The 25,695-nt window shown below is 67.7% G+C and carries 30 protein-coding genes; 14 read left to right on the top strand and 16 right to left on the bottom strand.

All coding sequences use genetic code 11. The annotated features are described in order from the left end of the window. The first annotated feature begins 79 nt into the window (after positions 1-79). From ACYVJS_RS07895 to ACYVJS_RS07870, 6 genes are all read left to right on the top strand, one after another. Positions 80-952: a DMT family transporter gene (locus tag ACYVJS_RS07895; protein ID WP_460739340.1), complete on the top strand. Its 873-nt coding sequence runs from the start codon at positions 80-82 to the stop codon at positions 950-952. A 20-nt stretch (positions 953-972) separates the two neighbouring features. Then, complete coding sequence (locus ACYVJS_RS07890; RefSeq protein ID WP_460739338.1) at positions 973-1,395, top strand: helix-turn-helix transcriptional regulator; 423 nt, start codon at positions 973-975, stop codon at positions 1,393-1,395. A 29-nt stretch (positions 1,396-1,424) separates the two neighbouring features. Further along, positions 1,425-1,847, top strand: coding sequence for a VOC family protein (locus tag ACYVJS_RS07885; RefSeq protein WP_460739336.1), 423 nt, complete (start codon positions 1,425-1,427; stop codon positions 1,845-1,847). Continuing rightward, the gene (locus ACYVJS_RS07880; RefSeq protein WP_460739334.1) at positions 1,844-2,272 is read left to right on the top strand and encodes a hypothetical protein; all 429 of its coding nucleotides are present in this window, start codon (positions 1,844-1,846) and stop codon (positions 2,270-2,272) included. Before ACYVJS_RS07885 ends, ACYVJS_RS07880 begins: the two co-directional genes overlap by 4 nt. A 59-nt stretch (positions 2,273-2,331) precedes the next feature. Next, positions 2,332-3,057 (top strand): VIT1/CCC1 transporter family protein, encoded by a 726-nt coding sequence (locus ACYVJS_RS07875; RefSeq protein ID WP_460739333.1) that lies wholly within the window; start codon positions 2,332-2,334, stop codon positions 3,055-3,057. Positions 3,058-3,189: 132 nt separating this feature from the next. Then, the gene (locus ACYVJS_RS07870) at positions 3,190-3,519 is read left to right on the top strand and encodes a hypothetical protein (RefSeq protein ID WP_460739331.1); all 330 of its coding nucleotides are present in this window, start codon (positions 3,190-3,192) and stop codon (positions 3,517-3,519) included. Positions 3,520-3,661: 142 nt separating this feature from the next. Here the strand turns inward: ACYVJS_RS07870 and ACYVJS_RS07865 are convergent, their stop codons facing one another. The 5 genes from ACYVJS_RS07865 to ACYVJS_RS07845 form a co-directional block, all read right to left on the bottom strand. Further along, positions 3,662-4,951: an acyltransferase family protein gene (locus ACYVJS_RS07865; RefSeq protein WP_460739329.1), complete on the bottom strand. Its 1,290-nt coding sequence runs from the start codon at positions 4,949-4,951 to the stop codon at positions 3,662-3,664. Between the two features lie 97 nt (positions 4,952-5,048). Further along, on the bottom strand, positions 5,049-5,720 hold the full coding sequence (locus ACYVJS_RS07860; protein ID WP_460739327.1) for a response regulator: 672 nt from the start codon (positions 5,718-5,720) through the stop codon (positions 5,049-5,051). Further along, the gene (locus tag ACYVJS_RS07855) at positions 5,717-6,916 is read right to left on the bottom strand and encodes a sensor histidine kinase (protein WP_460739325.1); all 1,200 of its coding nucleotides are present in this window, start codon (positions 6,914-6,916) and stop codon (positions 5,717-5,719) included. The genes ACYVJS_RS07860 and ACYVJS_RS07855 overlap by 4 nt, the downstream gene beginning before the upstream one ends. After that, entirely contained in the window at positions 6,913-7,557 is a 645-nt protein-coding gene (locus ACYVJS_RS07850; RefSeq protein WP_460739323.1) for a DedA family protein, read from the bottom strand. The genes ACYVJS_RS07855 and ACYVJS_RS07850 overlap by 4 nt, the downstream gene beginning before the upstream one ends. Positions 7,558-7,686: 129 nt before the next feature. Then, positions 7,687-8,745 (bottom strand): beta/alpha barrel domain-containing protein, encoded by a 1,059-nt coding sequence (locus ACYVJS_RS07845; RefSeq protein ID WP_460739321.1) that lies wholly within the window; start codon positions 8,743-8,745, stop codon positions 7,687-7,689. A gap of 117 nt (positions 8,746-8,862) precedes the next feature. Here ACYVJS_RS07845 and ACYVJS_RS07840 point away from each other — a divergent pair, with 117 nt between their 5' ends. After that, a complete protein-coding gene (locus ACYVJS_RS07840) occupies positions 8,863-9,078 on the top strand; it encodes a hypothetical protein (RefSeq protein WP_460739319.1) in 216 nt (71 codons plus the stop codon). 28 nt (positions 9,079-9,106) lie between these two features. Here the strand turns inward: ACYVJS_RS07840 and ACYVJS_RS07835 are convergent, their stop codons facing one another. Together ACYVJS_RS07835 and ACYVJS_RS07830 are read right to left on the bottom strand one after the other, a co-directional pair. Beyond that, positions 9,107-10,018 (bottom strand): alpha/beta hydrolase, encoded by a 912-nt coding sequence (locus ACYVJS_RS07835; protein ID WP_460739317.1) that lies wholly within the window; start codon positions 10,016-10,018, stop codon positions 9,107-9,109. Between the two features lie 153 nt (positions 10,019-10,171). Next, on the bottom strand, positions 10,172-10,633 hold the full coding sequence (locus ACYVJS_RS07830; RefSeq protein ID WP_460739315.1) for a VOC family protein: 462 nt from the start codon (positions 10,631-10,633) through the stop codon (positions 10,172-10,174). Positions 10,634-10,733: 100 nt separating this feature from the next. On the opposite strand from ACYVJS_RS07830, the gene ACYVJS_RS07825 reads away from it, so the two are divergent. Beyond that, positions 10,734-11,678, top strand: coding sequence for a helix-turn-helix transcriptional regulator (locus tag ACYVJS_RS07825; RefSeq protein WP_460739313.1), 945 nt, complete (start codon positions 10,734-10,736; stop codon positions 11,676-11,678). Positions 11,679-11,706: 28 nt separating this feature from the next. Here the strand turns inward: ACYVJS_RS07825 and ACYVJS_RS07820 are convergent, their stop codons facing one another. Continuing rightward, complete coding sequence (locus ACYVJS_RS07820; protein WP_460739311.1) at positions 11,707-12,321, bottom strand: GyrI-like domain-containing protein; 615 nt, start codon at positions 12,319-12,321, stop codon at positions 11,707-11,709. 243 nt (positions 12,322-12,564) lie between these two features. On the opposite strand from ACYVJS_RS07820, the gene ACYVJS_RS07815 reads away from it, so the two are divergent. Genes ACYVJS_RS07815 through ACYVJS_RS07805 form a run of 3 tightly spaced genes read left to right on the top strand, consistent with a single transcriptional unit; the run spans position 12,565 to position 14,340 of the window. Then, complete coding sequence (locus ACYVJS_RS07815) at positions 12,565-13,260, top strand: hypothetical protein (protein WP_460739309.1); 696 nt, start codon at positions 12,565-12,567, stop codon at positions 13,258-13,260. Between the two features lie 52 nt (positions 13,261-13,312). Continuing rightward, positions 13,313-13,984, top strand: coding sequence for a hypothetical protein (locus ACYVJS_RS07810; protein WP_460739307.1), 672 nt, complete (start codon positions 13,313-13,315; stop codon positions 13,982-13,984). 53 nt (positions 13,985-14,037) lie between these two features. Beyond that, positions 14,038-14,340: a hypothetical protein gene (locus tag ACYVJS_RS07805; protein WP_460739305.1), complete on the top strand. Its 303-nt coding sequence runs from the start codon at positions 14,038-14,040 to the stop codon at positions 14,338-14,340. A 46-nt stretch (positions 14,341-14,386) separates the two neighbouring features. On the opposite strand, the gene ACYVJS_RS07800 is transcribed toward ACYVJS_RS07805, so the two are convergent. Then, entirely contained in the window at positions 14,387-14,665 is a 279-nt protein-coding gene (locus tag ACYVJS_RS07800) for a putative quinol monooxygenase (RefSeq protein ID WP_460739303.1), read from the bottom strand. 95 nt (positions 14,666-14,760) lie between these two features. Here ACYVJS_RS07800 and ACYVJS_RS07795 point away from each other — a divergent pair, with 95 nt between their 5' ends. Beyond that, positions 14,761-15,162: a DoxX family protein gene (locus ACYVJS_RS07795; protein ID WP_460739301.1), complete on the top strand. Its 402-nt coding sequence runs from the start codon at positions 14,761-14,763 to the stop codon at positions 15,160-15,162. A gap of 30 nt (positions 15,163-15,192) precedes the next feature. Here the strand turns inward: ACYVJS_RS07795 and ACYVJS_RS07790 are convergent, their stop codons facing one another. Further along, the gene (locus tag ACYVJS_RS07790) at positions 15,193-15,771 is read right to left on the bottom strand and encodes a TetR/AcrR family transcriptional regulator (protein WP_460739299.1); all 579 of its coding nucleotides are present in this window, start codon (positions 15,769-15,771) and stop codon (positions 15,193-15,195) included. A 46-nt stretch (positions 15,772-15,817) separates the two neighbouring features. On the opposite strand from ACYVJS_RS07790, the gene ACYVJS_RS07785 reads away from it, so the two are divergent. Beyond that, positions 15,818-16,384, top strand: coding sequence for a GNAT family N-acetyltransferase (locus ACYVJS_RS07785; protein WP_460739297.1), 567 nt, complete (start codon positions 15,818-15,820; stop codon positions 16,382-16,384). On the opposite strand, the gene ACYVJS_RS07780 is transcribed toward ACYVJS_RS07785, so the two are convergent. Continuing rightward, complete coding sequence (locus ACYVJS_RS07780; protein ID WP_460739295.1) at positions 16,381-17,799, bottom strand: MFS transporter; 1,419 nt, start codon at positions 17,797-17,799, stop codon at positions 16,381-16,383. The two genes, ACYVJS_RS07785 and ACYVJS_RS07780, sit on opposite strands and share 4 nt — an antisense overlap. A 37-nt stretch (positions 17,800-17,836) precedes the next feature. Between ACYVJS_RS07780 and soxR the strand changes: the two genes are divergently transcribed. Beyond that, a complete protein-coding gene (gene soxR / locus ACYVJS_RS07775; RefSeq protein WP_460739293.1) occupies positions 17,837-18,295 on the top strand; it encodes a redox-sensitive transcriptional activator SoxR in 459 nt (152 codons plus the stop codon). A gap of 87 nt (positions 18,296-18,382) precedes the next feature. Here the strand turns inward: soxR and ACYVJS_RS07770 are convergent, their stop codons facing one another. From ACYVJS_RS07770 to ACYVJS_RS07750, 5 genes are read right to left on the bottom strand one after another with little or no spacing between them, the layout of a single operon-like run. Beyond that, entirely contained in the window at positions 18,383-18,976 is a 594-nt protein-coding gene (locus ACYVJS_RS07770; protein ID WP_460739291.1) for a DUF5655 domain-containing protein, read from the bottom strand. After that, a complete protein-coding gene (locus tag ACYVJS_RS07765) occupies positions 18,957-19,289 on the bottom strand; it encodes a PDDEXK family nuclease (protein ID WP_460739289.1) in 333 nt (110 codons plus the stop codon). Before ACYVJS_RS07765 ends, ACYVJS_RS07770 begins: the two co-directional genes overlap by 20 nt. After that, positions 19,282-22,395, bottom strand: coding sequence for a type I restriction endonuclease subunit R (locus ACYVJS_RS07760; protein WP_460739287.1), 3,114 nt, complete (start codon positions 22,393-22,395; stop codon positions 19,282-19,284). Before ACYVJS_RS07760 ends, ACYVJS_RS07765 begins: the two co-directional genes overlap by 8 nt. Beyond that, entirely contained in the window at positions 22,392-23,618 is a 1,227-nt protein-coding gene (locus tag ACYVJS_RS07755) for a restriction endonuclease subunit S (protein ID WP_460739285.1), read from the bottom strand. The genes ACYVJS_RS07760 and ACYVJS_RS07755 overlap by 4 nt, the downstream gene beginning before the upstream one ends. After that, on the bottom strand, positions 23,615-25,567 hold the full coding sequence (locus ACYVJS_RS07750) for a type I restriction-modification system subunit M (protein WP_460739283.1): 1,953 nt from the start codon (positions 25,565-25,567) through the stop codon (positions 23,615-23,617). The genes ACYVJS_RS07755 and ACYVJS_RS07750 overlap by 4 nt, the downstream gene beginning before the upstream one ends. Between the last annotated feature and the right edge of the window lie 128 nt (positions 25,568-25,695).

Here is a 25,695-nt window from a genome sequence, read left to right as displayed (position 1 = left end):
GCACGCGCGCGGAAGGAGGCGGCCACGCGCTGCGGATTGGACCCCGTGACGACAAGCCGCGCGCGGGCAGACTCGGGGAATGACGCGATCCGCCGCATCCGGACTGCTCTGGGGAGCGCTCGGCGTGCTGGCGTTCTCGTTCACGGTGATCTTCACCCGCGTCGCCGTCGCCTCGCTGTCGCCGCTGTTCGTCGGGTCGGGGCGTGCGGTCGTGGCCGCCGCCCTCGCAGCCATCGCCCTGGCCGCGACCCGGTCGCGCCTCCCGCGCGGCGGACAGTGGATGCGGCTCGTCGTCGTCGCCGGCGGTGTGGTCGCGGGCTTCCCGCTGCTGACGTCCTACGCGCTCACGGTCGCACCGGCCAGCCACGGTGCCGTCGTGATCGCGCTCCTGCCCGCCGCGACCGCGGTCGCCGCGGTGCTGCGCGCCGGCGAGCGGCCCGGACGGACGTTCTGGCTTCTCACCGCCGCGGGCGCCGTCGCCGCGACGGTGTTCGCGGTCATCGGCGGCGGATGGGGCGGCTTCCACTGGTCGGACCTGCTGCTGCTCGGCGCGGTCGCGGCCGCCGCGATCGGCTACGCGGAAGGGGCGCTGCTGGCGCGCGAGCTCGGCTCGTGGCAGACGATCTCGTGGGCCCTCGTGGTGGCGGCTCCGGTGATGGCGGCGCTGACGGCGGTTTCGGCGGTCGCGGATCCGCCGACGGCGACGCCCGGCCAGTGGGCGGCATTCGGCTATCTCGCGGTGGTGAGCATGTTCCTCGGCTTCTTCGCCTGGTACTGCGGGCTCGCGATCGGGCCCATCACGCGGGTCAGCCAGCTGCAACTGGTACAGCCGGTGCTCTCGATCGTGTGGGCGGCGCTGATCCTGGGCGAGCCGTTGACCTGGGCGACCGCGGTCGGAGGAGCTGCCGTGATCCTGTGCGCGGCCGGCGCCGTGCGTAGCCGCGCGCGCTGACCGGCTGGCATGATCGCCTCGTGGCGACACGCGTCGAGGGTCCGGATCTGGCGACGATCGCGCAGCTGCGGCGAGCGCGCGACCGCATGGACCGCGACTACGCGAAGCCGCTCGACGTCGAAGCGCTGGCGCGCAGCATCCTGATGTCGGCCGGTCACTTCAGCAGGCAGTTCCGTCGACTGTTCGGCGAGTCGCCGTACCAGTACCTGATGACGCGGCGCATCGAGAGATCGATGACGCTGCTGCGTCGAGGCGATCTGAGCGTGACCGAGATCTGCTTCGCGGTCGGCTTCTCGTCGCTGGGCACCTTCAGCACGCGTTTCACCGAGCTCGTCGGCGTGCCTCCCAGCGTGTATCGCACGCAGGACCCGCCGTTTCGCGAGGGGATGCTGCCGTGCATCGCCAAGCACCTCACGCGTCCGGTCAGGAATCGAGAAGCGTGACGGACGCCGGGCGCCCTAGCGTGAGCGGCATGGACATCACGATTCACTCCAGCTTCCTCCCCCACACCGATGCGGATGCGTCGCTGGCCTTCTACCGCGACGTGCTCGAGTTCGACGTCCGACTCGACGTCGGCTTCGAGCAGATGCGCTGGATCACCGTCGGACCCGCCGGTCAGCCCTCGACCGCCATCGTGCTGCACCCGGCGAGCGTGGGGCGCGACCTGTCAGACGAGGAGCAGGAGTTCCTCCTCGCGCTGATCGCCAAGGGCAGCTACTTCGGCGTCAACCTCGCCACCGACGATCTCGACGCCGTCTTCGCGCGCGTCGAGGCCTCCGGGGCCGATATCGTGCAGGAACCCATCGAGCAGGACTACGGGCTGCGGGATGCGGCGTTCCGCGATCCCGCGGGCAACCTCATCCGCATCCAGCAGAACAAGGAGCAGCAGGCATGAGCACAGGATTCTCCGCGCAGGAGCGCGAGGCCATGAAGCAGCGGGCCGCCGAGCTCAAAGAGATGAAGGGCGTCAAGGGCGCCGCGAAGCGGGCGAAGGAGTACGACGCCTGCCTCGAGGCCATCGATGCACTGACGGGTAGCGACCGTCAGATCGCCGAACGGCTGCACGTGATCGTCACGGAGGAGGCGCCGCACCTCGCACCCAAGACGTGGTACGGATTCCCGTCCTACGCCAAGGACGACAAGGTCGTGGTGTTCTTCCAGCCCGCCGCGAAGTTCGAGACCCGCTACGGCTCGATCGGCTTCAACGAGACGGCGGCGCTCGACGACGGCGAGATGTGGCCGACCTCCTTCGCCGTGCTGGAGATGACTCCGGCCGCCGAGAAGACGTTCCGCGAACTGGTGCGCCGCGCCGCGGGCTGAGGCGCAAGCGCCGCCTAACCTTCGTGGTGCCGGCGCGGCGCGCGGAATAGCCTGACGGCGTGAGCGAATCCGCCGAGTACGGGGTCCACCCCGATGAGCCCCACCGCCAAGGTCTGTCGCAGCGCCTGAACTGGTTGCGCGCGGGTGTTCTGGGCGCCAACGACGGGATCGTCTCGACCGCCGCCGTCGTGGTCGGCGTCGCGGGAGCCACCTCGGAAGTCGCTCCCGTCTTCCTCGCCGGCACGGCCGCTCTCGTCGGCGGCGCCATCTCGATGGCGCTCGGCGAGTACGTGTCGGTGTCGAGCCAGCGCGACTCCGAGCGCGCGCTCATCGCGAAGGAGACGCGCGAGCTGCGCGAGCAGCCCGAGGAGGAGCTCGAGGAGCTGATCGGGCTGTACCGGGTACAGGGGCTCAGCGAGGAGACGGCGACCCGGGTCGCCACCGAGCTCACGGCGAAGGATGCGTTGAAGGCCCATCTGTCGGCCGAACTCAACATCGACGCCGACGACGTGGTGAGCCCGTGGCACGCAGCCCTCGCATCCGCCATCGCGTTCTTCGTCGGTGCGCTGCTGCCGATGGCCACGATCCTGCTCGCGCCGCATCCGCTGCGCATCGCGCTGACCTTCGTCGCCGTGCTCATCGCCCTCGCCGTCACCGGTTACGTCGCCGCGTGGATCGGCGGGGCGAACCGACCCCGAGCGATCGCGCGGACGGTGACCGGCGGCGCGCTCGCGCTCGCGGCGACCTACGCGGTGGGCAGCCTCTTCGGCACCACGATCGGCTGACGTCCTCAGGTCCTGCCGCCCTGTCCTGCCCTCACCACCCCAGTTCGCCTGTCATAGATCGACGGCCTCGCGTCGATCTATGACAGGCGAACACGCTCCGGTACTGTCGGGGCAGTCGACCGAGAGGGAGAAGTGACCGCATCCGAGCAGCCGATCCGCCGCCGCAAGCCAAAGCTGGATGCCTGGGGCACGACCGGTGTCGCGATGGCGGCGATCGCCATCCTGCCGACCGTCGGCATCTTCCTCATCGGCTTCATCCCCGACATGAACCCGATCTGGTGGCTGGGGATCCTCCTCATCCCCATGCTCGCCGTCATCGGCGCCCTCGTGCTGCTCCTGGGTGCCGTCGGGGCCGTCGTCGGCGCCCGGCGCGGAACCTCTTACGGACTGTCGATCGCCTCGATCGTGCTCGGCGTCGTCATGATCGCCCCCATCGCTTGGCTCTGGTTCAGCGGCGCCTGAGCGGGCTCGCGGCCGCATCCGGTGGTCTCCGCTGGTCTCCGCTGGTCTCCGCTGGTCGGAGATTCGCACGCATGTCGGAGGATTCCCGCCGGTTCCTCCGACCGGAGCGCGTTTCTCCGACGCCCGATGCGCGTCAGCCGTGTCAGCCCGCCGTCAGAGCCGGTCGCTGCGCGCCGCCGCGGATGCGGGCGAGAGCGCACAGCCCGAGGGCGATCGCGGCGATCGCGGTCAGTACGCTCGTGCCCGCCGCCAGCAGCAGGACGATCGCGGCGAGTCCGAGCAGCACGGCGTGACAGATGCGGGCGACGGATGCGGTGGGTCTCGGCATCCGGCGCCGTTCCAGGCCCGCAAGCGCCCACGCCACGGCCGCCGTCAGCGACAGCGCGACGACGAACCATGGCAGACGGGTGAGCCACCAGGTGGGGCTCGAGGGCTCGGGCAGCTCGAGCCCGGTGGTGAGGGCGACGAGCGCCGACACCCCCGCCATGGCGAGCAGCACCGGCATGTGCCAGAGGTAGATGGTCATGGTGCGGGCCGTCACGAACCCGGTGAACGCTGCCACCGACGGGCGGCGACTCGCCGCGGCGAGCGGTGCGCGCAGGAGCGAGAGCAGCGCGGTCTGCGCGATCCCCACGAGCAGCAGCGCCGTCGTGGGCGGGTTGAGGTTCTCGTAGAGATCGGCCGAGAAGACGCCGCCGATCATGCTCGCCGCCAGCACGGCGACCGCCGCGAGGCCAATGACAATGCGGGTGCGTCGGCGCAGCGCGTCGATCGTGCCGTCGGCCATGACGAAGCCGAGCTGCTGCAGTGCCAGCCACACGAACGCGAGGTTGAGCATGCCGATGGCGTCGAGGCCGGTCACCGCACGCAGCGCGTCGACGCCGCAGGCGGCGGCGACCAGCAGCGCGATCGTCCGGAGCGGCGCGCGTTCGTGGGCGGCGAGCAGCGCGGGAAGCAGCGCCTGGCAAAGCAGGAAGACGGCCAGGAACCACAACGGCTGGGCGTATCGGAAGCCAGCGATGCGCACGAGTTCGCCGTCGACCCCGGCGGCCAGGAGCGCTGCGAGCGCGACCGCGACGACCGTGAAGGTGAGAAGCGCCGGCACGAGCAGGCGGTGCACGCGCGCGGCCACGAAGGCGCCCGGCGTCCCGCCGGTACGACGCATCCGTCGATAGGCGAGCGCCCCCGCGTAGCCGCCGATGACGAAGAACAGCGGCATGATCTGCGCAGCCCAGGTGAGCGGGGCGAACCAGGCGGTGCCCTCGGCGGCGTTCGCGAAGACGGGGCCCGCGGGAGTCACGGTGACGCCGACCATGACGGCGTGGAGGAGAACGACGATGACGACGCAGATCGCGCGTGCGAGATCGATCCCGGTATCGCGGCCCGCGGCGGGTACGATCGCGGTCCGCGGTGCGGTGAGCGTGATGACCATGCGTCCTCCTCGAGTGGGTCTCGAGAAGGCTATGGACGCCGTGGCGGCCGGGGCATCACACCCAGGGGTCGTCGTACCCCCTACCGCGGGGTGAGATTCAGGATGCGGGCTCGGCGAGACCGGCGTCGTATGCGAAGATCACGGCCTGTACGCGATCGCGTGCGCCGATCTTGGCGAGCAGCTTGCCGACGTGGGTCTTCACGGTCTGCTCAGCGATGAACAGTTCGCCGGCGATCTCGGTGTTCGACATGCCCTTCGCGAGCAGCACCAGCACCTCGCGCTCCCGGTCGGTGAGCTCCGCCAGCTGCGCCCCGCCCCGCGGCGCGCGCGGTTTCTGGGTGGCGAACTGGGAGATCAGCCGGCGCGTGACGCGGGGCGAGAGCAGCGCGTCACCGGCGGCGACGACCCGGACGGCCTGCACGAGTTCCTCGGGCAGTGCGTCCTTGAGCAGGAAGCCGCTCGCTCCCGCCTGGAGCGCGTCGTAGACGTAGTCGTCGATGTCGAACGTGGTCAGCATGAGGATGCGCGGCACCTGGGCGGCGGGGTACGCGGACCCGAGGATGCGGCGAGTCGCCGCGATCCCGTCGAGCTGCGGCATCCGCACATCCATGAGAATGACGTCGGGGTCGAGACGCGCCGCGAGGGCGACCGCCTCCTGCCCGTCGGCCGCCTGGCCGACGACGCGGATGCCGTCCTGGGCGTCCAGCAGCGCGGCGAAACCCGCGCGCACCATCGCCTGGTCGTCGGCGATCAGCACGGTGATGCTCATGGGGACTCCTCGCCGGCGGTCGGCAGGGCCGCCGCCACCGTCCATCCTCCCGCGGGATCGGCGCCGACGGTGACCGTCCCGCCCAGCAGGGCGACACGTTCGCGGATGCCGCGGAGCCCGTGACCCGCTCCGGAGGCGTCGACCGGCTGCTCGGGGGACGTGCTGTTGTGCACGCGGATCGTGACCCGCCCGTCGCGCGCCTCGACCCTGACCTCGACTGCTGCCCCCGGCGCGTGGCGCACCGCGTTGCTCAGCGCCTCCTGCACGATCCGGTACACCGCGATCTGCACGCCCGCGGGCGGCGGGGTCGTCATGACGGCGAGCGACAGGCCCACCTGCACGCCCGCGCGCCGGACGCTGTCGACGAGGCCGGGGATGTCCGCCATCCCCTGCTGGGGTACGAGCTCGGGAGTCTGCTCCTCGGTGCGCAGCACGCCCAGCAGCCGGCGCATCTCCCCCAGCGACGCGCGCGCCGACGCCGCGATGTCGTCGAACTCCTGCACCGTCTCGTCGGAAAGATCGCTGAGGCGGTAACGGGCCGTGGAAGCCTGCACCTGGATCACCGACATGCTGTGAGCGAGCACGTCGTGCAGCTCACGGGCGATGCGCGTGCGCTCTTCGACCAGCATGCGCCGGGACTGTTCGGATGCGGTCAGCTCGCGCTCGCGGGTCAGCTGCTCGTTCAACCGGATGCGGCCCGCGAGGAGCACCCCGATCAGCAGCACCGCGGTGGAGATCGACGCCGTCACGATGAGGTTCGCGGTGGCGGCGGGTGCCGCATCCGTGATCACCAGCGGCGCGACGAGCGAACCGAGGTTGCCGATGGCCCACGGCCACCGCCCGAGTCGCCAGCCGTGCAGCGTCGTGATCACCAGGACGAAGACGAGGAAGGCGATCATCGCGGGCACCGACCACGGCCACGGCCACGCGCCGTCGTGCGGCACGCTCACGACCAGCGGGAGCACGAACGCGCTCACGCCGAAGACCACGATGGCGGTGCGGGGACGCGTGATCGAGATCCACGGCGCCGCGCACACTCCCGCACCCAGGAGCATCACGAGCGGCAACGGAGTGCCGTAGAAGACGGCGTGCAGCGGCACGAGCGTGCTGAAGAGGGCGACGCCGGTGACGGCGAGCGCGACGAGCCCGAGGATCTGCGAGCGCGAGCGTGGGCCGGAGCGCGGGATCTCGGTCATGCTCTCAGTGTGGCCGACACCGGCTCGATCGCCTCGGGGATCTCGCGCGCGCGGCGACGAAGCGCAGCGACGCGGTCGATGACGATGCCCACCCCGAGGGCGAGAGCGACGCCGATCACGGCGCTCAGCACCGGCTGATGTCCGAGCCATTGCCCGGCGAGGGTGCCGATGAGCACGCTGTAGAGCGCCCAGCTGATCCCGCCGACGATGCTCAGCGGAGCGAACCGGCGCCACGGGTATCCCAGCGCTCCGGCCGACATGTTCACCGCGACCCGGCCCACCGGGATGTAGCGGGCTCCCAGGATGAGGGGGGCGCCGCGCGTGGTGAGGGCCGCACGGGCCCGCTCGAAGGCCGCCGCGACGCGGGGACGCCGCATCCAGCCATAGCGGGTCGTACCGACCCTGCGGCCGATCGCGTAGGCGATGTTGTCGCCGATCGCAGCACCGAGAGCCGCCACGAGGCACAACGCCAGGAGCGTCGGGACGTCGCCGGTGGCTGCGGACACAGCGGCCGCCGCGACGAGCACGGTCTCGCTGGGCATCGGCGGGAAGAACCCGTCGATCACGGCCGCGGCGAGCATGACCGGCAGCAGCCACGGCGAGGCGGCGGCCTGGAGGATGAGATCGGTGACGACGTCCACCCTTTGGACGCTACGAAGCGGGTCGCTGCCTCCGCATCCCTCGCAAGTATCGCCCGCGTGATACCTGAGAGGGGTTCGTACGCCCGCTTCTCCCGGTCGTTGAGCGAGCGCAGCGAGACGAAACGCAGGTCAGCCCGCCCCGGTGACCCGCGCCACCTCGCGCGCGAGCTCCGGATGCCACATCGCACCCGTGGCGCTCATGACCGCATCCGCTCCGACCGAGCGATACGCAAGGTAATCGTCGGCGCCGGCCACGCCGCCGGTGCCGACGATCGCGAAGTCGGCGTCGCGGAGTGCGCGGATGCGGGCGAGCCGGGCGGTCATCTCGAGCCCCGCCCAGCGGATGGCGGCGCCGCAGACACCGGCGCTCTCGCGTCCGGCACCGAGCGCGGGCGTCCCGGATGCGGTCACGAGCCGAGCGGGGACCGTGTTGACCGCGGCGTAGCCCGCCACGAACTCCGCGGTCGCGTCGACGAAGCGTTCGAGTGCCGCATCCACCCCGAAGTGCGCGAGCTTGACGAGCAACGGGATGTCGCCGATCTCGTCTTTCACGACGGCGAGGATGCGCCGTGCACGCGGCGTGTCGAAGCAGAGCAGGGATGCGGCGCCCTCGTTCGGGCATGACAGGTTCAGCTCGAGCACCGGCGCGCCGGTCTCCACCACGAGCCGGGCGGCGCGGAGGTGATCGGCGACGAGCGCCAGCTCGCCGGCGGATCCCCGCGTGCCCTGGAAGCTGCCGATGAGCAGTTGACCCTCGCCGGCGGCGGCGACCGCCGCGGCCATGTCGGGCTGCCAGATGTCGGGGTCGCGCGAGGGCACCCCGAACGAGTTGCTGATCGACAGGGGCTCGGTGAAGTCGCCGTCCGCGCGGACGGCACCGGCATCCGGGGCGAGGTCGCCCTCGACGTGCACGGCGAGCACGTTCGGGAACGGGTTGCTCGGGTGCGCGCGCGTGCGGACGGTTTTGTAGACGGCGAGGTCGTAGCCGTGCGCGAAAGCCGCCGCCACGAAGCGTGCGTTCAGTAAGGGCCCCGCCGGGATGCCGAACGGAATGCCGACCGGCCGACCGAGGAAACTGTTCCCGAGGGGCGAAGGGGCCGCATCCGCCATCGTTTCGGCGAACGCTCCGAACGGCCCGCGCGCGTAGTTCTGCTCGTAGGTCAGGGTCGGATCGTAGAAGGGGTGCACCGCCGACGAGCGTAGGCAGCGGCATGGGTGCGGCGACGCGGCACGGGCCGTGAGAAGCGCACGTTCTCCGTCGCGAGGGGGATCCGCGAGGCGGTGGCGCGCTCGTAGGCTCGCGGTATGAGCGACCGGAAGCAGTCCTGGAACTCGACGTACGCGACGGTCGGCTTCACCTTCTTCACCCTGGCCGTCGTCTTCTGGCTCACGATGGACAACGTCGCGATCGCGCTGCCGTTCTTCGTCCTGGCGATCACGTTCGTCGTCATCGGCACAACCTCCCAGGGCGGCAAGGCCGACGAGAAGACCGACGAGGCCGGCGACTCCGATAAGGAGTGACCCCCGTTCAATCCGACATGGCGAGAACCTAACCCCGGCTCACGCCGGCGGGGTCGCCTGCGAAACGAGCGACGAGGTCGTAGGCCTCGCGCGCTTCCCGCGTCCAGTAGGCCCCCGGGTACACGTGGAAGCCGTCCGGCTCGACGACCAGCCGGACAGAGCTGCCCGCCTGCTGCGCCTTCTCGGCGAAGCGCTGCGCGTCGGCGAGGAAGATGTCGCGCCCGCCCTGGAACAGCAGAGTCGGGGGCAGGTCGGCGAGGGTGTCGAAGATCGGGCTGATCTGTGGGTCGTCCGTCGGCAGGGTTCCCGCCCAAGCAATGCCCGCCGCTCGTAGACCTTCGCACCGCAGCGACGGATCGCGACGCTGCAGACGCGCCGCATCCGGATTGCGCATCGTCGGATCGACCCACGGGGCGAGCAGGATGAGGCCGTCGATCGGGCGGCGGCGCTCGTTGCGCACGCGCAGCGCCAGGGAGAGGGCGACATTGCCGCCGGCGGAGTCCCCGGCGACGAACAGCGTCGTGGTTCGGGGGTCGTCGGCGACGTGCGCGTAGACCGCATCGACGAAAGCGCTGGCCTGCGCGTAGGTGTGCTCGGGGGTGAGCGGGTAGTCGGCGATCGTGACGGCCGCGCGCGTGCGGGTCATGAGCCTGCGAATGATCCACCAGTGCGCCGTCGCGAGGGGGTTCACGAATCCGCCGCCGGGAAAGTAGATCAACTCACGGCCCGCAACATGTTTCTCGGGCTGCCAGCGTCGGACGAGGCGACCGTCGATCTCCTCAGCGGTCATCTCTCCCCAGCGCGTCACGTCACGGGGGACGGGTGCGGGTGAGCGCGCTGGATCGAGGCTCTGCAGGTAAGCGCTGCCCGAGAGGTCGCGCCGCGTCTTGCCCGCCGTCAACCAGAGCAGCCCGGAGGTGAGGGTCATCAGCAGCGTCACGTGCTCACCCTACGAGCCGGATCGGGTTCGCCCCGGGCGCATCGGGCCGTCCTGCGGGACTCCACCGGCCGTCATCGCTTCCCGCGGAGCTCGTCCGGCAACCCCGGCTCTGGTCGTTGATCGAGCTCCGCGAGACGAAACGCCGGCGCGTGATCAGCCCGCGTATGGCGCCTGCACGTCGACGACCCAGGTCACGCCAAAGCGGTCGGTGAGCATGCCGAACCCGGGACTCCACGCGGAGGCGGCGAGCGGCTCGATGATGTCGGCGCCCTCGGCGAGACGCTCCCAGATCACCGTCATCTCCTCCAGCGACTGGCCGCGCACGGACTGGAAGAACGTGCGGTCGGTCAGGGTCACGCCGTTCGTACGGCTGGTCGTTCCGGCATCCGCGCCGCCCGCATCCTGCCCGGGAATGTCGTAGGCCATGACGCGGAATCCGTCGGCGCTCTCGAGTTGGCCGAAGACGATGCGGTCGGCACCGGGGACGTCTGCGGGCATGCCCATGTCCGCGTAGGTGGCAACGATGAGCCGGCCGCCGAAGACGGTCTGGTAGAACTCGAGCGCCGCGCGTGCGGCACCGCGGAAGTTGAGGTGGGTGGTGGTCGTGATCGTCATGGTGTGTCCTCGGTCGATGGGATGCGGCGGGCGCCGCGATCTCCACGATCGGTGACGTAGAGGACGCTTTCTGTCCGCTACTCGATCGAGAATGGGAGACATGTCCGCGACGTCCTCCCGCATGTTGTCGCTGCTTTCGCTGTTGCAGACGCGGCGCGACTGGCCCGGCGGGCTGCTCGCCGAGCGTCTGGACGTGACTCCGCGCACCGTGCGCCGCGACATCGAGCGGCTTCGGGCGCTCGGGTACGTGATCGACGCCACGAAGGGCCCGGACGGCGGATACCGACTCGCCGCGGGGTCCGAGTTGCCGCCGCTGCTCTTCGACGACGAACAGGCGGTGGCGATCGCCGTCGCGCTGCAGAGCGCTCCCGCGACGGGTGTGGATATGGCCGAGGCTGCCGCGCGCGCCCTCGCCACCGTGCGGCAGGTCATGCCGTCCCGACTGCGACACCGCATCGACGGCATCCGTTTCACCGACGCCGCAGGCTCTGATGCGGTCGACCCCGCCGTGGTGGAGGCGGTGAGCGCCGCAACGGAGAGTCGCCGCGTCCTGCGCTTCGACTACCGCGACGAGCTCTCGCGCCGTGCCGAGCCACACGCCGTCGTCGCCCGCGGAGGACGGTGGTACCTGGTTGCGTGGGATCTCGACGCCCCGGACTGGCGCATCTTCCGCCTCGATCGGATGGTGCCGCGCATCCCGCTCGGTGCGCGGTTCGCGCCGCGGCCGATTCCCCATGGCGATGCCGCGGCGTTTCTCTCGGCGAGGGCCAAGGGATCCGACGGCCCGGACAGATGGCCTGTCTACGGCGAGATCCTCCTGGAGCTGCCGCTTCGCGCTGCCGCGCCGTGGCTCGCGGACGCGGAGGGAGTCGCCGTCTCTGAGGAGACATGCCGCATCCGGATCGGGTCTTGGTCGTGGGCCGGAGTGCTCTCTTGGGTCCTGCGCTTCGATGCGCCGTTCACCGTGCTGGGTCCGCCGGAGTTCGCGGCCGCGGCGCGCTCCCTCTCCGCACGGGTGGCGGATGCGGCGCCCGCCGGTCGTTGAGTGAGCACCGCCAGTCGAAACGCCCGCCTCAGGCGGGCGCGACCGGCTGGCGCAGGATCGTCCGCAGCTTCTCCGGCGCTGTGCGCCGCGGATCCCCCAGGTAGATCTCGTGGTGCCGACCGTTCCACGTGAAACCCAGCTCAGGCATGATCTCGTCGTGGAGGTGCGCCAGTGCCGGCGCCTCGTCGTCGTAGGTACCGATGTGGAGTGTCTGCAAGCACAGCCCCTCAGTCATCGTGAGGTGCCTCACCTGCGCGATCGGCGCGGCGGGCTTCTTCACGGATGCGGCGGCGAGCCCCTCCGCGACATCCTCCGCGCTCACCGGGGCGGGCAGCGGGATCAGCATCGTCCAGTCCCAGTGGCTCTTCCTGCCCTGCACGAAAGTGGTGGGATCGTCGCTCGACCACTGCCCTTCGAGGGGTCCCACGACGAAGTCCGAACCGCTACGCGTCTTGAACGCACTGCGGATCTGGTAGCCCGACGCGTACAGCGCCTCGACCGCGGCCGGATACGCGGGTTCGGTGTTGGGGTCGCCGTGCCCGTCGATCGCGAGGTACTGCATCTGTGGAACATCGACCTGGACGAATCGACCCGTCGGAGGCCTGTACAGCACTCCGAGATCACGCTTGAGGTCGTACCGCATCCCCGCTCCCTCGGCTCGGTCCCGCGACTGCGTTCGTCTCGCTTCGCTCGCTCAACGTACAGAAACGACCGCTCGTCGAGCGAGCGGCAGGCACGGCCTTCGGGAATGTCGTGAGGATGCGAACAGTCTGGACGTTTCCGGAGAGTTCCTTGATCCCACATCTGGACCATGGCATCGTGGCTGCCGCGATCGCCTCCCAATGCGAGCGCTATGCATACGCGATGAGAATATACGGAAAGTGTGATGATGCGAAAAAAGATGATGGCCGCAATCCTCGGGTCGACAGTGCTAGCGTGCACGGTCGGACTTTCGGGCACAGCGGTCGCCGCCGAAACGACGGTGGACGACGAGCAATACTCGTGGTACGTCGAGAATGGCGTACAACCCGACGTGGCGCAGGATCTGATCGAGAAATTCAATTCCGGAGTTCTTCCCGACTCCATGACCGGAACAGAGCCGGTGAGCAGTACCACCAGCGCTGAGGCCGGTTGGATTGTCACCCGAGACACATTCGCTGACGGGTCGATCAGCATCTCCAAGCTGGAGACGCCTCAGGCGACGGAATCCTCGGATGACTTCACGACGAAGAGCGTCGGGTCATGTAGCTCGTCGATCGGCGGGTCCGGGTTTGCGAATTACTACGACTGCGCGGTAACCGGTTCGAACGGCGTTTATCTGGATGTCGAGTTCCGCGCTGACTACACCAGGGTCTCGAATGGTGCGGGAATCATCAATGCGGTGCGTTCGCCCTACGCCTACGCGATCGGCGGCCAAGCAACCACCCCGGTGTTGCGAATCGATCGCAGCAACGGCACCATGAGCGACCCTGCTCGCGCCACGGCGACATCCCAGTATTCGTCGACCGCGACCTCTTTCACTGCCGTTGTCACTCTCAAAGTGAACGGGCAGCAGGCATGGTCCGAACAGAACTTCAGCTGACGAAGACCGGAGACAGAAGATAATGAAGAAAAGCACGATCACGAAGGCTTGCTTGGCTGTTGCCACGGCGGGCGCCATGGTTTTCCTCGGTGCGACATCAGCGAGTGCGACCAGCACCACCACCACCGCCGACGCTGCCGCATTCGAGGAGTTCTACGACCGGTACGGCGTCGACGAAGCGACGCAAAGCGCACTGCTCGAACAGCTCGACGCCGGTGAGATTCTCGATTCGATGACGAGCGGCGCAGAGCCGGTCACCACATACGAAAGAGATTCGGCCCAGCAGACAGAATTCGTCAGCGTCTTCGAGGACGGTTCGATCTCCGTAACCGGTTTCGAGAAGCCGGTCGAAGAAGTCGACGAGGGCGCAGTGGGAACGCGGGCGGTCTCCGATTGCACGAGTTACAGCGGCGGCGGGTACGCGAGCTACGCAAACTGCCTCGTGAGTAACGGCAACGGAACGATGAGCCTTCAGTTCCGCGCTGACTATTCGCGTTGGGCAAGCGGGGCGAGCATCTCCAATGCCCGCGACGCGCAGGTCGTCGCTCACTACGGGACCGCGACCGCACCCACCCTCACCACAGTGCGGGCCAGCGCGACACCGCAGCAGGAAGCGGTCGTCACCATGTACTCCCGCTTCACGTCTTGGAACGGCCTCTCCAGCGAGGATCTGTATCTGTCGTTGCGGGTCAATGCAACGCAGGCCTGGACGACGACCTACTGATTGGGAAGAGGCGCCTCCCGTGACATGCATGGGCTTGTCACGGGAGGCCTCACATGAACGAGACAAGTGAAACCGCTCTTCATCGGCGACGGCCCGTGGACGGCAGAGCCGTTCTGGGGCTTGTCGTCGCCGTCGCATCGATGGCGCTCATCGCCCTCCCCCTTCCGGCCGTAGCTGCAGCCGCAGTTGCCATCGTGCTCGCGATATCGTCGCGATCTCGGTTACGCGCACGGCCGGAATTGAGGGGGGCGAGAATCGGGGTCGCGGCGATGCTGCTGTCGATCGTCACGCTCTGCCTCACCGCTATCCCTGCCTTGCTCAGCGTGATCATCGTCGCCACAGGCGCGAAGTTCTGACGCGCGTTTCGCCGCGGGGATTGTCGAGGAGCGGCGGTCGCGGGGGTCAGAGCGCCACGATCGAGTACTTCCGCTCGATCCCCGCGGTCGCGGTGCCCCACTCGCTCGCCGCGACGCGCTCCTGGTGCGCTCGGAACGCGTCCTCCGTGGCGAACAGTTCTGACACCGCCCACACCAGCGGGTCGTCCGTCGGCGTCACGTCGAACCGGATGCAGCCCGCCTCTGCCCGCGTGAGCTCGATGTGGCGCGGCAAGTACCTCGCGACGAGCGCCGACTGCTCCTCGTTCGCGCAGATCACGGTTCCGGTCAGCTGGATGCGGGGCATCGGTCCATTGTCTCTGCAGCCAGGTACAGCGACGAGTCGACGTGTCTTACCGAATTCCGCTCCCGATCCCGACCGAGCGGCCGCACAATGGCCTGATGACCCGTCGCGCGAAGAAGCCCACCGCCACCATCCCGTGGATCGTGATGGTTCCGTTCGCAGTGTCAGGCGTCATCCATCTCGCGCGACCGAGCGTGTTCACGCCGATCATCCCCCGCGCACTTCGGCGGTGGGACACGGCGCTGGTGCTGGCCTCGGGCGCCGCCGAGCTGGCGTGCGCCGTCGGCCTGGCCGTGCCGGCGACGCGCGTGGCCGCGGGCCGGGCGAGCGCGGTGGTGCTCGCCGCCGTCTGGCCCGCCAACGCGCAGATGAGCATCGACCTCGGGCGCCGCGCCCGTCGCCGGCGCACACTGAAGGCATGGGCCGCGTTCGCGGTGTCGCTCGTCCGTCTGCCGCTTCAGGTCACACTGATCCAGCGGGCGCTCGGTCACTCGCGCTGAGCTCCCCTCCCCGCGTCTTCGCGGGCACTCCTACCCGAGGTCGCGGAGGAGCCCGTCGAGCAGCGCGATCTGACGCTCCAGCGGATAGGCGGCGGGGTCGAGCACCGCCTGGACCGTCAGGCCGAGGACGAAGGAGTGCAGCGTCTCGGTGACGCGCTCGACCCGCTCGCCGTCTCGATCATCGACACCGAGGAAATCCGCGACGAGGCCGGCGACCTTGGTCCTGCTGGCCCGGTAACGCTCGGCGTGCTCTGCGGCGTGGCGCTCGTCGGCGAGAGCGGCGTCCCAGGAGGAGATCCAAATACGGTTCGACGTCTGCGAGACGGAGTCGAGCGGGAGCATGTCGAGGAGCGCGGACCGGAGATCCGCGGGGCCCCGGGCGGTGGCAGGGCGCTCCCGCGCGCCGGAGCGCTCGGCGAGCAGCTCGAGCGCGAAGCTCGTCAGCTCCCGCTTCGACGGGAAGTAGTGCGTCACGATGCCGGTCGTCGCATGCAGTTCGCGGGCGACCGCGCGCATCGACAGGCCTGCGAAGCCGGCCTGGTCGAGAACGCGCCACACCGCCGCAGCCACATCCTCGCGCCGCTGCCGGTACGCATCCGATCCCGTCATCCGCTCAGTCTGGACGACATAACAGTCGTTATGCAACGCTGGTCCCATGTTCCGACACGAGCTCGACGCGAGCGCCTATCTGAGTCCCCTCGAGATCTGGCAGGCGGCGGAGTTCGCCGACCACCTCGACCGGGCGCGCGAGTTCATCCGCCCATGGGTCGGGCCGTCGTTCGTCACGGATTCCGTCGAGGGCGCCGCCGCGACCCTCGCCCGCTATGCGAACTCGGCCGCCGCCGACGGCGGGCGTCTGTACGGGATCTGGGTCGACGGCGTGCTGCGCGGCGGCGTGATGTTCGTGACCTTCAGCGCCGCCGCCGGAGTCTGCGAGATCGGATGCTGGCTCGAACCTGCCGCCGAGGGCCGAGGACTCGTCACGCGTGCGGTGACCACGCTCCTCGACTGGGCGCTGCTCGACCGCGGACTGAACCGGGCCGAGTGGCGGTGCCGCGCCGACAACGTCCGAAGCGCAGCGGTCGCCGAACGCGTGGGGATGCGGCATGAAGCCACCCTTCGAGGCGCGTGGCGGAACGGTGGTGTCTTCCACGACAAGCAGGTGTGGGCGATCCTGCGCTCCGAGCACGTCGCGCGGCGGGACACGGAGACGCAGCGCTAGCGTCGCACGATGCGCGGTCCGCACAGCCAGGCGAGCACGCACAGTGCTCCCACGACGACGAAGGCGGCCGCGAACGCGCCCGGCGATGCGGCACCGCCGAAGGCGGAGAACACGATCGCGGTGGCGGCGACGGCGACGGCGGATGCGGTCGCTTCCGCAATGGTCAGCGCAGAGCTGTTGAAGCCCTGATTCGCTGTCGTCGAGTACTCGAGGGCGAGCACGCCGAGCCGGGGGTAGATCAGACCGATCCCCGCTCCGGCGAACGCCCACCCGACCACGACGACGACGGGCGTCGCGCCGGTCCACGCCACGACGAAGAGGGAAGCGACGCCGATGGTGAGGCCGAGCGCCCCGAGCCGGGCGGCTAGAACGTGACTGATGCGCGGGAGTCGCCCCTGCGCCCAGGATGCTGCCGACCAGCTCAGAGCAGCGACGGTGAGCGCGAGGCCGGCGACCGCAGCCGAGGTGCCGTACTGCGAGACCAAGAGCAACGGAACGTAGATCTCCGCCGCGAAGAACGTGGAAGCGACGAGGGCGCGCATGAGCACGACACTGGGCAGCCCACGACGCGCGAGTGACGTTCCCGCCGGCAGCAGCGGACGAAGCGCGATGAGCGCGATGGCCGCCGCGACGATCGGCACGAGCCACTGGATCACTCCGCGCGACTCGGCCGCGAGGGCGATGACGAGGGCGCTCGATGCGACGATCACGGCCAGGCCGACTCGCACGACTTCTCCACGGCCGACCACGGTTCGATCCGCAGGCCCGTGCACCTCACGCATCGCGGGGACGACGATCAGCAGCGCCAGGAGCACGAGCACCACCACGCCCAGGAACACCCAGCGCCACCCGACCGTCTCGGCAAGCACGCCCGCGATGACGGGTCCGATGAGGGAGGGGATGACCCAGGCGGCCGCAAACCCGGCGAAGACCCTCGCTCTCAGTGCTTCGGGGTAGACCCGGGCGACGATGACGTACAGGGCCACGGTGATCGCCCCGCCCGCCAGGCCGTGCACGAGACGGCCGGTGACGAAGACCCACATGCTCGGGGCCAGCGCCACCACCGTGAGCCCGGCGGCGAAGACGATCACCGAGACGATGAGCGCATGACGCGGGTTCCCCCTATCGGACCAGATGCCGGCGAGTACCATTCCGACGACGCTCACCGCGACAGGCCCGGCGAAGGCGAAGGCATACAACCCGGCGCCGTCCAGTTCCCGGCTGACCGTCGGCATCATCGTGGTGACGCCGAGCGCGACGAATGCGTCGAGCATCACGATGAGGAACAGTCCGATGCTCACCCACCGGTACCGCGGGTCGAGCACCCGCATCGCGCGACGAGCCCCCTCCGATGCGGGCGGGAGGGTGGCTGATACCGCTGCGTCATGCGCGTCGTCGTGGTGGGGCGAAGTCATGTCGCCACGCTAGAACCTCAACTAAGGTTGAGGTCAAATGACCGCGCGTGGCCCCATCCTCGGTGTCGGCGACGTCGCCCAGCGCAGCGGCGTCGCGATTTCGACGCTGCACTTCTACGAGCGGGAGGGTCTGATCACGAGCGAGCGGAGCGCGGGCAACCAGCGTCGCTACCGCCGGGACGTGCTTCGTCGCATCGCCTTCATCCGCGTCTCACAGCGCGTCGGCGTTCCCCTGGCGGACATCCGCACCGCGCTCGACTCGCTTCCGGAAGGCCGCACACCGACGAAGAAGGACTGGGCCCGCCTGTCCCGGATGTGGCGCGAAGAGCTCGACAGCCGCATCCGCTCACTCGAACGCCTGCGCAACGACCTGACCGGCTGCATGGGCTGCGGCTGCCTGAGTCTGCGGACCTGTACTCTGCAGAACCCCGCTGACACCCTCGGCGGCGAAGGTGCTGGCCCCCGCCTCTGGACGGACGACGACGCAGGTCGCTGACGAGGGGAGGCGCACCTCCCGTCTTCTCCAGCTCTCGTGACGGCGTCACCGCCTCGTCGTGCATAGCGACGGCGACGTGTGCGTACTTCAGCTGTTCTCGTAGCTCGAATGAAGAAGCTCCTGCGCCCTGCTCAGGTGCTGCTGAGTTGAGATCCGAAGTTCAAGATCGCCGGTTCCGAAGTGCCCTATGTGGCGGACGTCGCGTGAGAAGCCTTCCTCGAGCTCGACGTCATCGGGGTTGACCTTCAGGTACACGAGGAGGTTTCGGGACTGCGGGTGTACCTCGACACAGGCGAAGTTCTTCAGCCGCCGATACGCGAAGTACTGTTTCGTCGCCTTCTTCGACACGTCATCGCCGAGCGCGACGAGAAAAGCATCCAACTGCTCGTACAACGCCGTGAGCTCCGGGGATGCCTGACTCAACAATTCTGTGACGGTCCGCCCCTGACCTCTCGCTACGTCAGGTGCATCATTCGCCGACTGGGGCTCGACTCGAGACGCGTGGACGAGCTCGAGCGCGAACAGTTCGCCGCCGAAGTCGCGGTAGGTGACGAGGTCGATCGCGCGGTTGATCTGCTCGACCGCGTGCTCGTCGTACCGGGTGTACCCGCTCGCAACACATACAAGGCGGGGCGCACGCCAGTCGATCGCGTCTGCGACGTCACGTCCGAGCCTCTCCATCACGAGAAGCGTGAACTCCGCTTTGATCGAGGAGCCAATTCAAGTAGTAGAGGCCCTGATTGATGACGTTCTCGTTGGTTGCCCGCTTGTACTCGAAGATCACCGGCGAGTTGTTCTCGTCGATCCCGAGCGAGTCGATGCGGCCGCCGTGTCTGTGCCCCGTGGAGAACTCGCTCGCGAGAAACCGAGTCGCGAACATCTCTTCCATGTTCCGCTCGATCAGGTGTTGCAATGATCGCTCGAGCGCGACCGTCGTGCTGTGCAGCTCGGTCGCAACGCCCGAACTGACGCGGAAGAGCTTGAGGTCAGCCACGCGACGCCCCCTGGTCTTTCAGGTACTCGTACAGCATCGCCGGCAACGCCTTCCCCAGTTCGGCGAACAGCCCGCTGTCGTTGAACAAGTCGTCGATGAACGCGGGCGTCTCGTCACGCACCCCGAGGAGAGCCTTCTGGAACGCCTTCGGCAGAGCCGGGGATTCGGCGAACTGCTGCGGCGAGTTCACGGCTGCCTGGCTCGCGAGATCGACGTCCAACGCCAGCTTGCCGACGATGTGGTTCATCTGCAGGTCGATGACGCCGAGACCGTACTTGTCGCCAAGGCGTTCGTTGAGCTTCTGGATGATCTCCTCGAGCGCGCTGCGGTGCTTCTCGTGGATCGCGCCCGATCCGATTGCCGTGATCGGATCCAGCCCCGGGCCCTGCTCGAGGTTCAGCTTCACGGACTCGCCCGCGCTGATTTTGTAGCCGACGAGGGTGACATCCGAGATATCGACGGGTTCGAGGATCGTCGCGGTCGACAGTTGCGGGAGGATACGGCGGAAGAAGTAGTGCCGGCGGGGCAGGTCGGTGTCTCCGAGGTTGCGGGCTTGGGAAATGAAGCCGTAGAACTTCACGAAGTTGCCCACATCAGCCTTGAACAGCCGCAACTCGTCCTGCTCGGCCTTGTCGTCATCCAGCACCGCGGCGACCCATCGCTTCTGGAACCGCTCCACGGCCGGCTTCGTGGCCGCCGACACCTTCGAGTTCGCGTTGACCCCACCGAAGAGGGCGGCGTCGAACGCCTGCTCGACCTCCGACATGTCGTAGATCCCGGCCGAGTCGAGCTTGACCATGAGGTCGTAGATCAGGTTCGGGTCGGTCGTCGCGGTGAGCGTTGCCTTCCGGTAGTAGGGCAGGAACGCATCCAGCACCTCCTGCGGGTCGTTGACGAAGTCGAGGACGAAGGTCTTGTCTTTGCCCGGATACGTCCGGTTCAACCGCGACAGAGTCTGCACGGCCTGGACTCCGCCGAGCTTCTTGTCGACGTACATCGCAACGAGTCGGGGCTGGTCGAACCCGGTCTGGAACTTCTCCGCCACGATCATCACGTTGAACGTCGACGGCTTGAACGCCTCCGCGAGATCCGACGGCACCCCCGGGTTCTGGGTGCGCTCCGTCAGACCTTCACCGACATTCTCCGGATCCTCGACCGTGCCCGAGAACGCGACCAGGGATCGCACACCCTGCACTCCGGCATCTGCGATGTAGGCGTCGAGGTATTTCTTCCACCGCACGGCCTCCACCCGCGACCCTGTGACCACCATCGCCTTCGCCTTGCCGTCCAACAGTGGCTGCACGAAGGTGCGGAAATGGTCGACGACGATCTTCGCCTTCTGGCTGATGTTCGTTGGATGCAGCCGCACGTACTGCACCAGCGCCTTCACCGCCGTCGACTCGTCGACCTCACCGCCATCGTCGTAGTCGGAGTCGGGATGCTGCAGCTTCCACGCCACTTTGTACGGCGTGTAGTTCTGCAGCACGTCGAGGATGAAGCCCTCCTCGATCGCCTGCTGCATCGAGTACAAATCGAACGGCTCCGGCGTCGCATCCGGGCCCGCACCCTCCGGGACTCGCCCGAACAGCTCGAGGGTCTTTGCCTTCGGGGTCGCGGTGAACGCGAAGTAGGAGATGTTGGGAGCAGCTGCGGTGACCTCCATCGCCCACTGCAGGTACGCCTCTGAGTTGATCGGCGCGCCTTCCGCGACCGCGGCCTGCTCGTCCGGTGAGAGCACCTTGGTCAGCGCGCCAGCGGTGGATCCGGTCTGAGACGAGTGGGCCTCGTCCGCGATCACCGCGAACCGACGCCCCTGCAACTCCGGCAGGGTCTGGATCGCGGTGATGAGCGCCTCGAACGACTGAATCGTCACGATCACGATGTTCTTGCCACCGGTCAACGCTGCGGCGAGCTGCTTCGACTTCGACTCGCCCGCATCCTTCGTGATCGACTGCACCACCCCGGCCTGCTTCTCGAACTGGCCGATCGCGTCCTGCAGTTGCTTGTCCAGCACCGTCCGGTCGGTGACCACCACGACCGTGTCGAACACCCTCGCGTTCTGGTCGTCGTGGAGCTGGGAGAGACGGTGCGCGAGCCACGAGATGGAGTTCGTCTTTCCCGATCCCGCCGAATGCTGCACCAGGTATCGGTTCCCCGCGCCCTCCGCACGCGCCGCCTCGACCAGCCGCGTCACGGCGCGCCACTGGTGGTACCGAGGGAACAGCACCTTCTCGGACTTCGACTTCTTGCCCGTGTCGGGGTCGACGTCGACCTCGACCTGTAGGTGCACGAACGAAGCCAGCAGCTGCAACCAGGTGTCGCGCTGCAGGATCTCCTCCCAGAAGTAGGAGGATGCGGAACCGTTAGGGTTGGCCGGGTTCCCCGCCCCCTCGTCCGCGCCCTTGTTGAAGGGCAGGAACCGGGTCGCCGCGCCGGCGAGACGCGTCGTCATCCGCACTTCGGAGTTCGACACCACGAAATGCACCAGCGACCGCTTCGCGAACCCGAATAACGGCTCACCCGCGGGTGACCGGTCGAACCGGTACTGGTCAACTGCGTTGCCGATCGCCTGCGTGAAGTCGGTCTTCAACTCGATGGTCGCGACCGGGATGCCGTTCACGAACAGCACCAGATCCAACGCCTTGTTCGGATGCTTCGCCGAGTAATGCACCTGACGCATCACCCGCACTCGCATCTTCGCGTAGGTGTCGAGCGTCCCAGGGTTGTTGGTCGTCGCTGGCCGGAACTGCGCCATACGGAACTTCACCGCGCCACCATGTAGCGGCACGATCGAGAAGCCCTCGTGCAGAATCCGGATCGTCCCCCCGTTCTTCAACGGGTCCAGATCCAGCGACTTCGCGAGCCGATTCAGGATGCTGTCGCCCGCCGCTTTCTGCTGGTCGCCGGCGTCTTCGGGTCGGACAACCTTCGCGAACTCGGTCGGCTGCGAATCCTCGAGCCAGCCGAGCACGTCCTCGGGAAACAGCGCGAGCTCACGGTCGTAGCCGGCGTCGGTCGGCGAGTACAGCCAGCCGTTCGCGGCAAGGTGCTCGGCGATCTCGTTCTCCAGCACCGACTCCAGATGCGCCCCCGCAACACCGCTCATGCAGCCACCCCCACATCGATCTTGCCGGTCACCGCCGCCGAAATCAGTGCGGCACGACGCTCGCGGGCCAAAGCGACACTGTGTCGCGCTGCGCCCACCGCAGCGTCAATGTCCGCAGTCCGTTGCTCGATGTCCTCAGCGATCGCGCACTGTTCACGGTAGGGCGGCACTGCGACGTACTCGTTGAAGTACGCCCGCTGGTCGAGGTTCTGGATCCCGGTGGACTGCTTGAGCGACTTCTCGGTGATGCGCAGCCGATACATCGCTCCATGGACGTAAGTCCAGAACTTGGGATCCATTCCCTCTCGCAGCTCTACCCGAGCTACGAAGTTGGAGCAAACTGCCGGCTCATCTCGGTCGTAGAGCACGACGAAGCCGACCGGCGACTTCTCGCCACCACCGGACTTTTCGAGCAGCAAATCACCGTTTCGCAACGTTCGACCAGCGCGCTCAGATGGCGTCAGCTTTCGAAGCGTGTGCGCATCATCGTGGATCCGTTGCATTGGCCGATCGAAATCTGCCACGCGCACGCAGCGCAAGTCGTCTTCACCACCTTCCGGATCGGCGCCCCAGACGCCGTTCCGTGCGCGGGCCACTGTCGATGCCAACCGCTGAACGGACCAGTGACTTGGGACCTCTCCCAGCCACTCGACCTCGCTCGCCTGGAGCGAGGCTCCGGCGTCAATACCGCGGGTGACTGCGTGTGCAATGACCGCGGCGCGGCGTTCGGTGAGGAGGGTGATGAGTTCCTCGTTCTTCGCGATGAACGCGTCGATCTGCGCCGTCTCCCGATCCAGATACTCCACGATCGCCCGCTGCTCGGAAACGGGTGGGAGTGCAATGGGAGCGGCCTTGATCGCGGTCGACGTCATGCTCGGCAGTGCGGTGTCTGTTGCCCAGGCTCCGAATGGCAGCGTCGTCGCCCAGTAGTAGGCGAAGCGAGGAAGAAGCCTGGACCGGTCGATAACGCTGTAGAACATCGTGTCGACCGTCCAAAACTTGCCCTCGACGTAGAGAGGGCGATCCACCGTGCCCTTCCTTCCGAAGAGCACCGAGGCGCCGTCGTAAAGATAGCTCGACGCGCGACGAAACTCGCCGCCTGACCCGTAGACCGGATACCCGCCCTCTTCAACTTCGATGCTGCTGTAGTCCGCGCCGTTCCCGATGCGGGCAAGTCGCCCAAACGTTGTCTTCTCCCAACGATGTGCAGGCTGCCAGGTCACTTCTCCACCTCGACAAGCATTGCGCGGAGTTGGTCCATGACGGCGTCGAGATCGCGGTCGATCTCCTCGAGCGGTCGGGGCGGGACGTACTTATAGAAGTGGCGGGTGAAGGGGATCTCCGCGCCTTCCTTGGTCTTGGAGTGGTCGACCCACGCGTCGGGCGCGTACGGGAGAACTTCGCGGGCGACGTAGGCGTCGACATCCTCTTCCCACTGCACGTTCTCGGTGTCGCGGAGCGACGCATCCGGCTCCGGGTTGCCCTTCGCATCAGTGCAGGTGTCCGCGGTGTCGTCCTGCTCACCGAGTTCGGTCGTCAGCGCCTTGAGTAGCGGCGCGGCGAGCGTAAGGCCTTCGGCTCTCGCGGCGTCCTTCAGCGCCTTCTGAAACTCGGCGCGGTTCTTCCAGACGGTTCCGGCGCCGAGCCTTTCGAGGGCGGAGCGGAGGGCTGCAGCATCCGTCTCGTTCAGCTTCTGGATGGCCTTGGCTTCGAGCACGGCGTCGATGCGTTCGGGGCTGACGTGCCAGTTCAGCTTGAGCGGACGCTCCACGGTGATCGTGCGGTACAGGAAGTCCTCGTTGCGGAAGATCTTCGAGTGCTCACCCTCCTCGAACCCGGCGTACAGGCCGACGATGGTCTCGATGTCCTTCGGGGAGAGTTGATTGCGCTTGGATCCGAGACTCTTCGGCGTCAGCTTCACTTTCATCTCGCGCCCGTCGATGAGCTGCACACGGCCCTTGCGGTTCTCGTTTTTGCGGTTGGAGAGGACCCAGATGTAGGTGGAGATGCCGGTGTTGTAGAACATGTCCTTCGGCAGCCCGATGATGGCTTCGACGAGGTCGTTGTCGAGCAGCCACTTGCGGATGTTCGACTCGCCGCCGCCGGCGCCGCCCGAGAACAGCGGTGACCCGTTAAGGACAATCGCCACGCGTGAGCCGCCATCTTCGCGCTTGCGCATCTTCGACACCAGGTGCAGCAGGAACAGCATCGCCCCGTCGCTGACGGCGGGCGTTCCAGGACCGAAGCGTCCGTTGAAGCCGAGCTTGGCGTGTTCGTCGTCGACATAGCTGCGCTGGTCTTTCCAGTCGACTCCGAAGGGTGGGTTGGAGAGACCGTAGTCGAACTTCTTGTCGTCGAAGGCGTCTTCAGTGAGGGTGTCGCCGAGAGCGATGTGGTCGACGTCCTGACCCTTGATGACCATGTCTGCCTTGCAGATCGCGTACGAGGCGTCGTTGTAGTCCTGCCCATACAGGCTCAACTGGATGCCCGGGTTCAGCGTGCGAAGGTACTCGTCGGCGACGGAAAGCATGCCACCGGTGCCGGCAGTGGGGTCGTAGATGGACCGCACCACGCCCGACTTCGAGAGGGCGTCGTCGTCGAGCGCGAACAACAGCTCGACCATGAGCTTGATGACTTCGCGCGGGGTGTAGTGGTCGCCAGCTGTCTCGTTCGACTTCTCGTTCGCGAACCGGATCAGCTCCTCGAAAACGAGGCCCATCTGGATGTTGCTGACCGCACGAGGATGGAAGTCAGCCTGCGCGAACTTCTCGGTCACCGCGAACAGCTTGTTCTTCTCTGCCAGCTTGTTCAGCGTCTTGTCGAATTCAAAGCGCTCGAAGATGTCCCGCACGCTCGGGGAGAACCCCGCGAGGTACGCACCGATGTTCGCGCGAAGGTCCTGCGGGTCGGCGACGAGCTTGGCGAAGTCGAACGGCGAGGTGTTGTAGAACTGGTGCCCCGCCGCCTCCTGGAGCTTGATCGCCTGCATCATCTCGGGAAGCGAGTCGATGCCCTTCGCAGCCTCGAGTACGGCTGGCTTCGTGTCGGCGAGGACTGCGTCGAGGCGGCGGAGCACCGTGAAAGGCAGGACGACCGACCCGTACTCGGAGGGCTTGAACGGGCCGCGAAGAGACTCCGCGATGTTCCAGATGAAGGCGACGTGATTCACCACAGGTGGGCACTCCTGCTGTAGAGCGAGCAAACAGGTGGCAGCGACGCCACCAACACTCCCATCCTCGCCCATGCCCCAGAGGGTCACGGGTCTTCTGGGCCGTTGATCGGCCCCGAAGGACAGTCCCC

The organism is Microbacterium neimengense (assembly GCF_054782995.1).
Note: the sequence above shows the minus strand (reverse complement) of the source record. Positions and strands in the feature narration are given on the sequence as shown.

Excerpts from the sequence above, each read along its gene's own strand:
- ACYVJS_RS07830 (WP_460739315.1), bottom strand. The coding sequence starts at position 10,633 with ATGACGATCACGACCACCACCCACCTCAACTTCCGCGGTGCCGCACGC.
- ACYVJS_RS07785 (WP_460739297.1), top strand. The coding sequence starts at position 15,818 with ATGTTCCGACACGAGCTCGACGCGAGCGCCTATCTGAGTCCCCTCGAG.
- ACYVJS_RS07820 (WP_460739311.1), bottom strand. The coding sequence starts at position 12,321 with ATGCGGTACGACCTCAAGCGTGATCTCGGAGTGCTGTACAGGCCTCCG.
- ACYVJS_RS07895 (WP_460739340.1), top strand. The coding sequence starts at position 80 with ATGACGCGATCCGCCGCATCCGGACTGCTCTGGGGAGCGCTCGGCGTG.
- ACYVJS_RS07815 (WP_460739309.1), top strand. The coding sequence starts at position 12,565 with ATGATGCGAAAAAAGATGATGGCCGCAATCCTCGGGTCGACAGTGCTA.
- soxR (WP_460739293.1), top strand. The coding sequence starts at position 17,837 with ATGACCGCGCGTGGCCCCATCCTCGGTGTCGGCGACGTCGCCCAGCGC.
- ACYVJS_RS07865 (WP_460739329.1), bottom strand. The coding sequence starts at position 4,951 with ATGGTCATCACGCTCACCGCACCGCGGACCGCGATCGTACCCGCCGCG.
- ACYVJS_RS07880 (WP_460739334.1), top strand. The coding sequence starts at position 1,844 with ATGAGCACAGGATTCTCCGCGCAGGAGCGCGAGGCCATGAAGCAGCGG.
- ACYVJS_RS07800 (WP_460739303.1), bottom strand. The coding sequence starts at position 14,665 with ATGCCCCGCATCCAGCTGACCGGAACCGTGATCTGCGCGAACGAGGAG.
- ACYVJS_RS07860 (WP_460739327.1), bottom strand. The coding sequence starts at position 5,720 with ATGAGCATCACCGTGCTGATCGCCGACGACCAGGCGATGGTGCGCGCG.
- ACYVJS_RS07840 (WP_460739319.1), top strand. The coding sequence starts at position 8,863 with ATGAGCGACCGGAAGCAGTCCTGGAACTCGACGTACGCGACGGTCGGC.
- ACYVJS_RS07805 (WP_460739305.1), top strand. The coding sequence starts at position 14,038 with ATGAACGAGACAAGTGAAACCGCTCTTCATCGGCGACGGCCCGTGGAC.
- ACYVJS_RS07795 (WP_460739301.1), top strand. The coding sequence starts at position 14,761 with ATGACCCGTCGCGCGAAGAAGCCCACCGCCACCATCCCGTGGATCGTG.
- ACYVJS_RS07885 (WP_460739336.1), top strand. The coding sequence starts at position 1,425 with ATGGACATCACGATTCACTCCAGCTTCCTCCCCCACACCGATGCGGAT.
- ACYVJS_RS07790 (WP_460739299.1), bottom strand. The coding sequence starts at position 15,771 with ATGACGGGATCGGATGCGTACCGGCAGCGGCGCGAGGATGTGGCTGCG.
- ACYVJS_RS07760 (WP_460739287.1), bottom strand. The coding sequence starts at position 22,395 with ATGAGCGGTGTTGCGGGGGCGCATCTGGAGTCGGTGCTGGAGAACGAG.
- ACYVJS_RS07780 (WP_460739295.1), bottom strand. The coding sequence starts at position 17,799 with ATGACTTCGCCCCACCACGACGACGCGCATGACGCAGCGGTATCAGCC.
- ACYVJS_RS07855 (WP_460739325.1), bottom strand. The coding sequence starts at position 6,916 with ATGACCGAGATCCCGCGCTCCGGCCCACGCTCGCGCTCGCAGATCCTC.
- ACYVJS_RS07770 (WP_460739291.1), bottom strand. The coding sequence starts at position 18,976 with ATGGAGAGGCTCGGACGTGACGTCGCAGACGCGATCGACTGGCGTGCG.
- ACYVJS_RS07825 (WP_460739313.1), top strand. The coding sequence starts at position 10,734 with ATGTCCGCGACGTCCTCCCGCATGTTGTCGCTGCTTTCGCTGTTGCAG.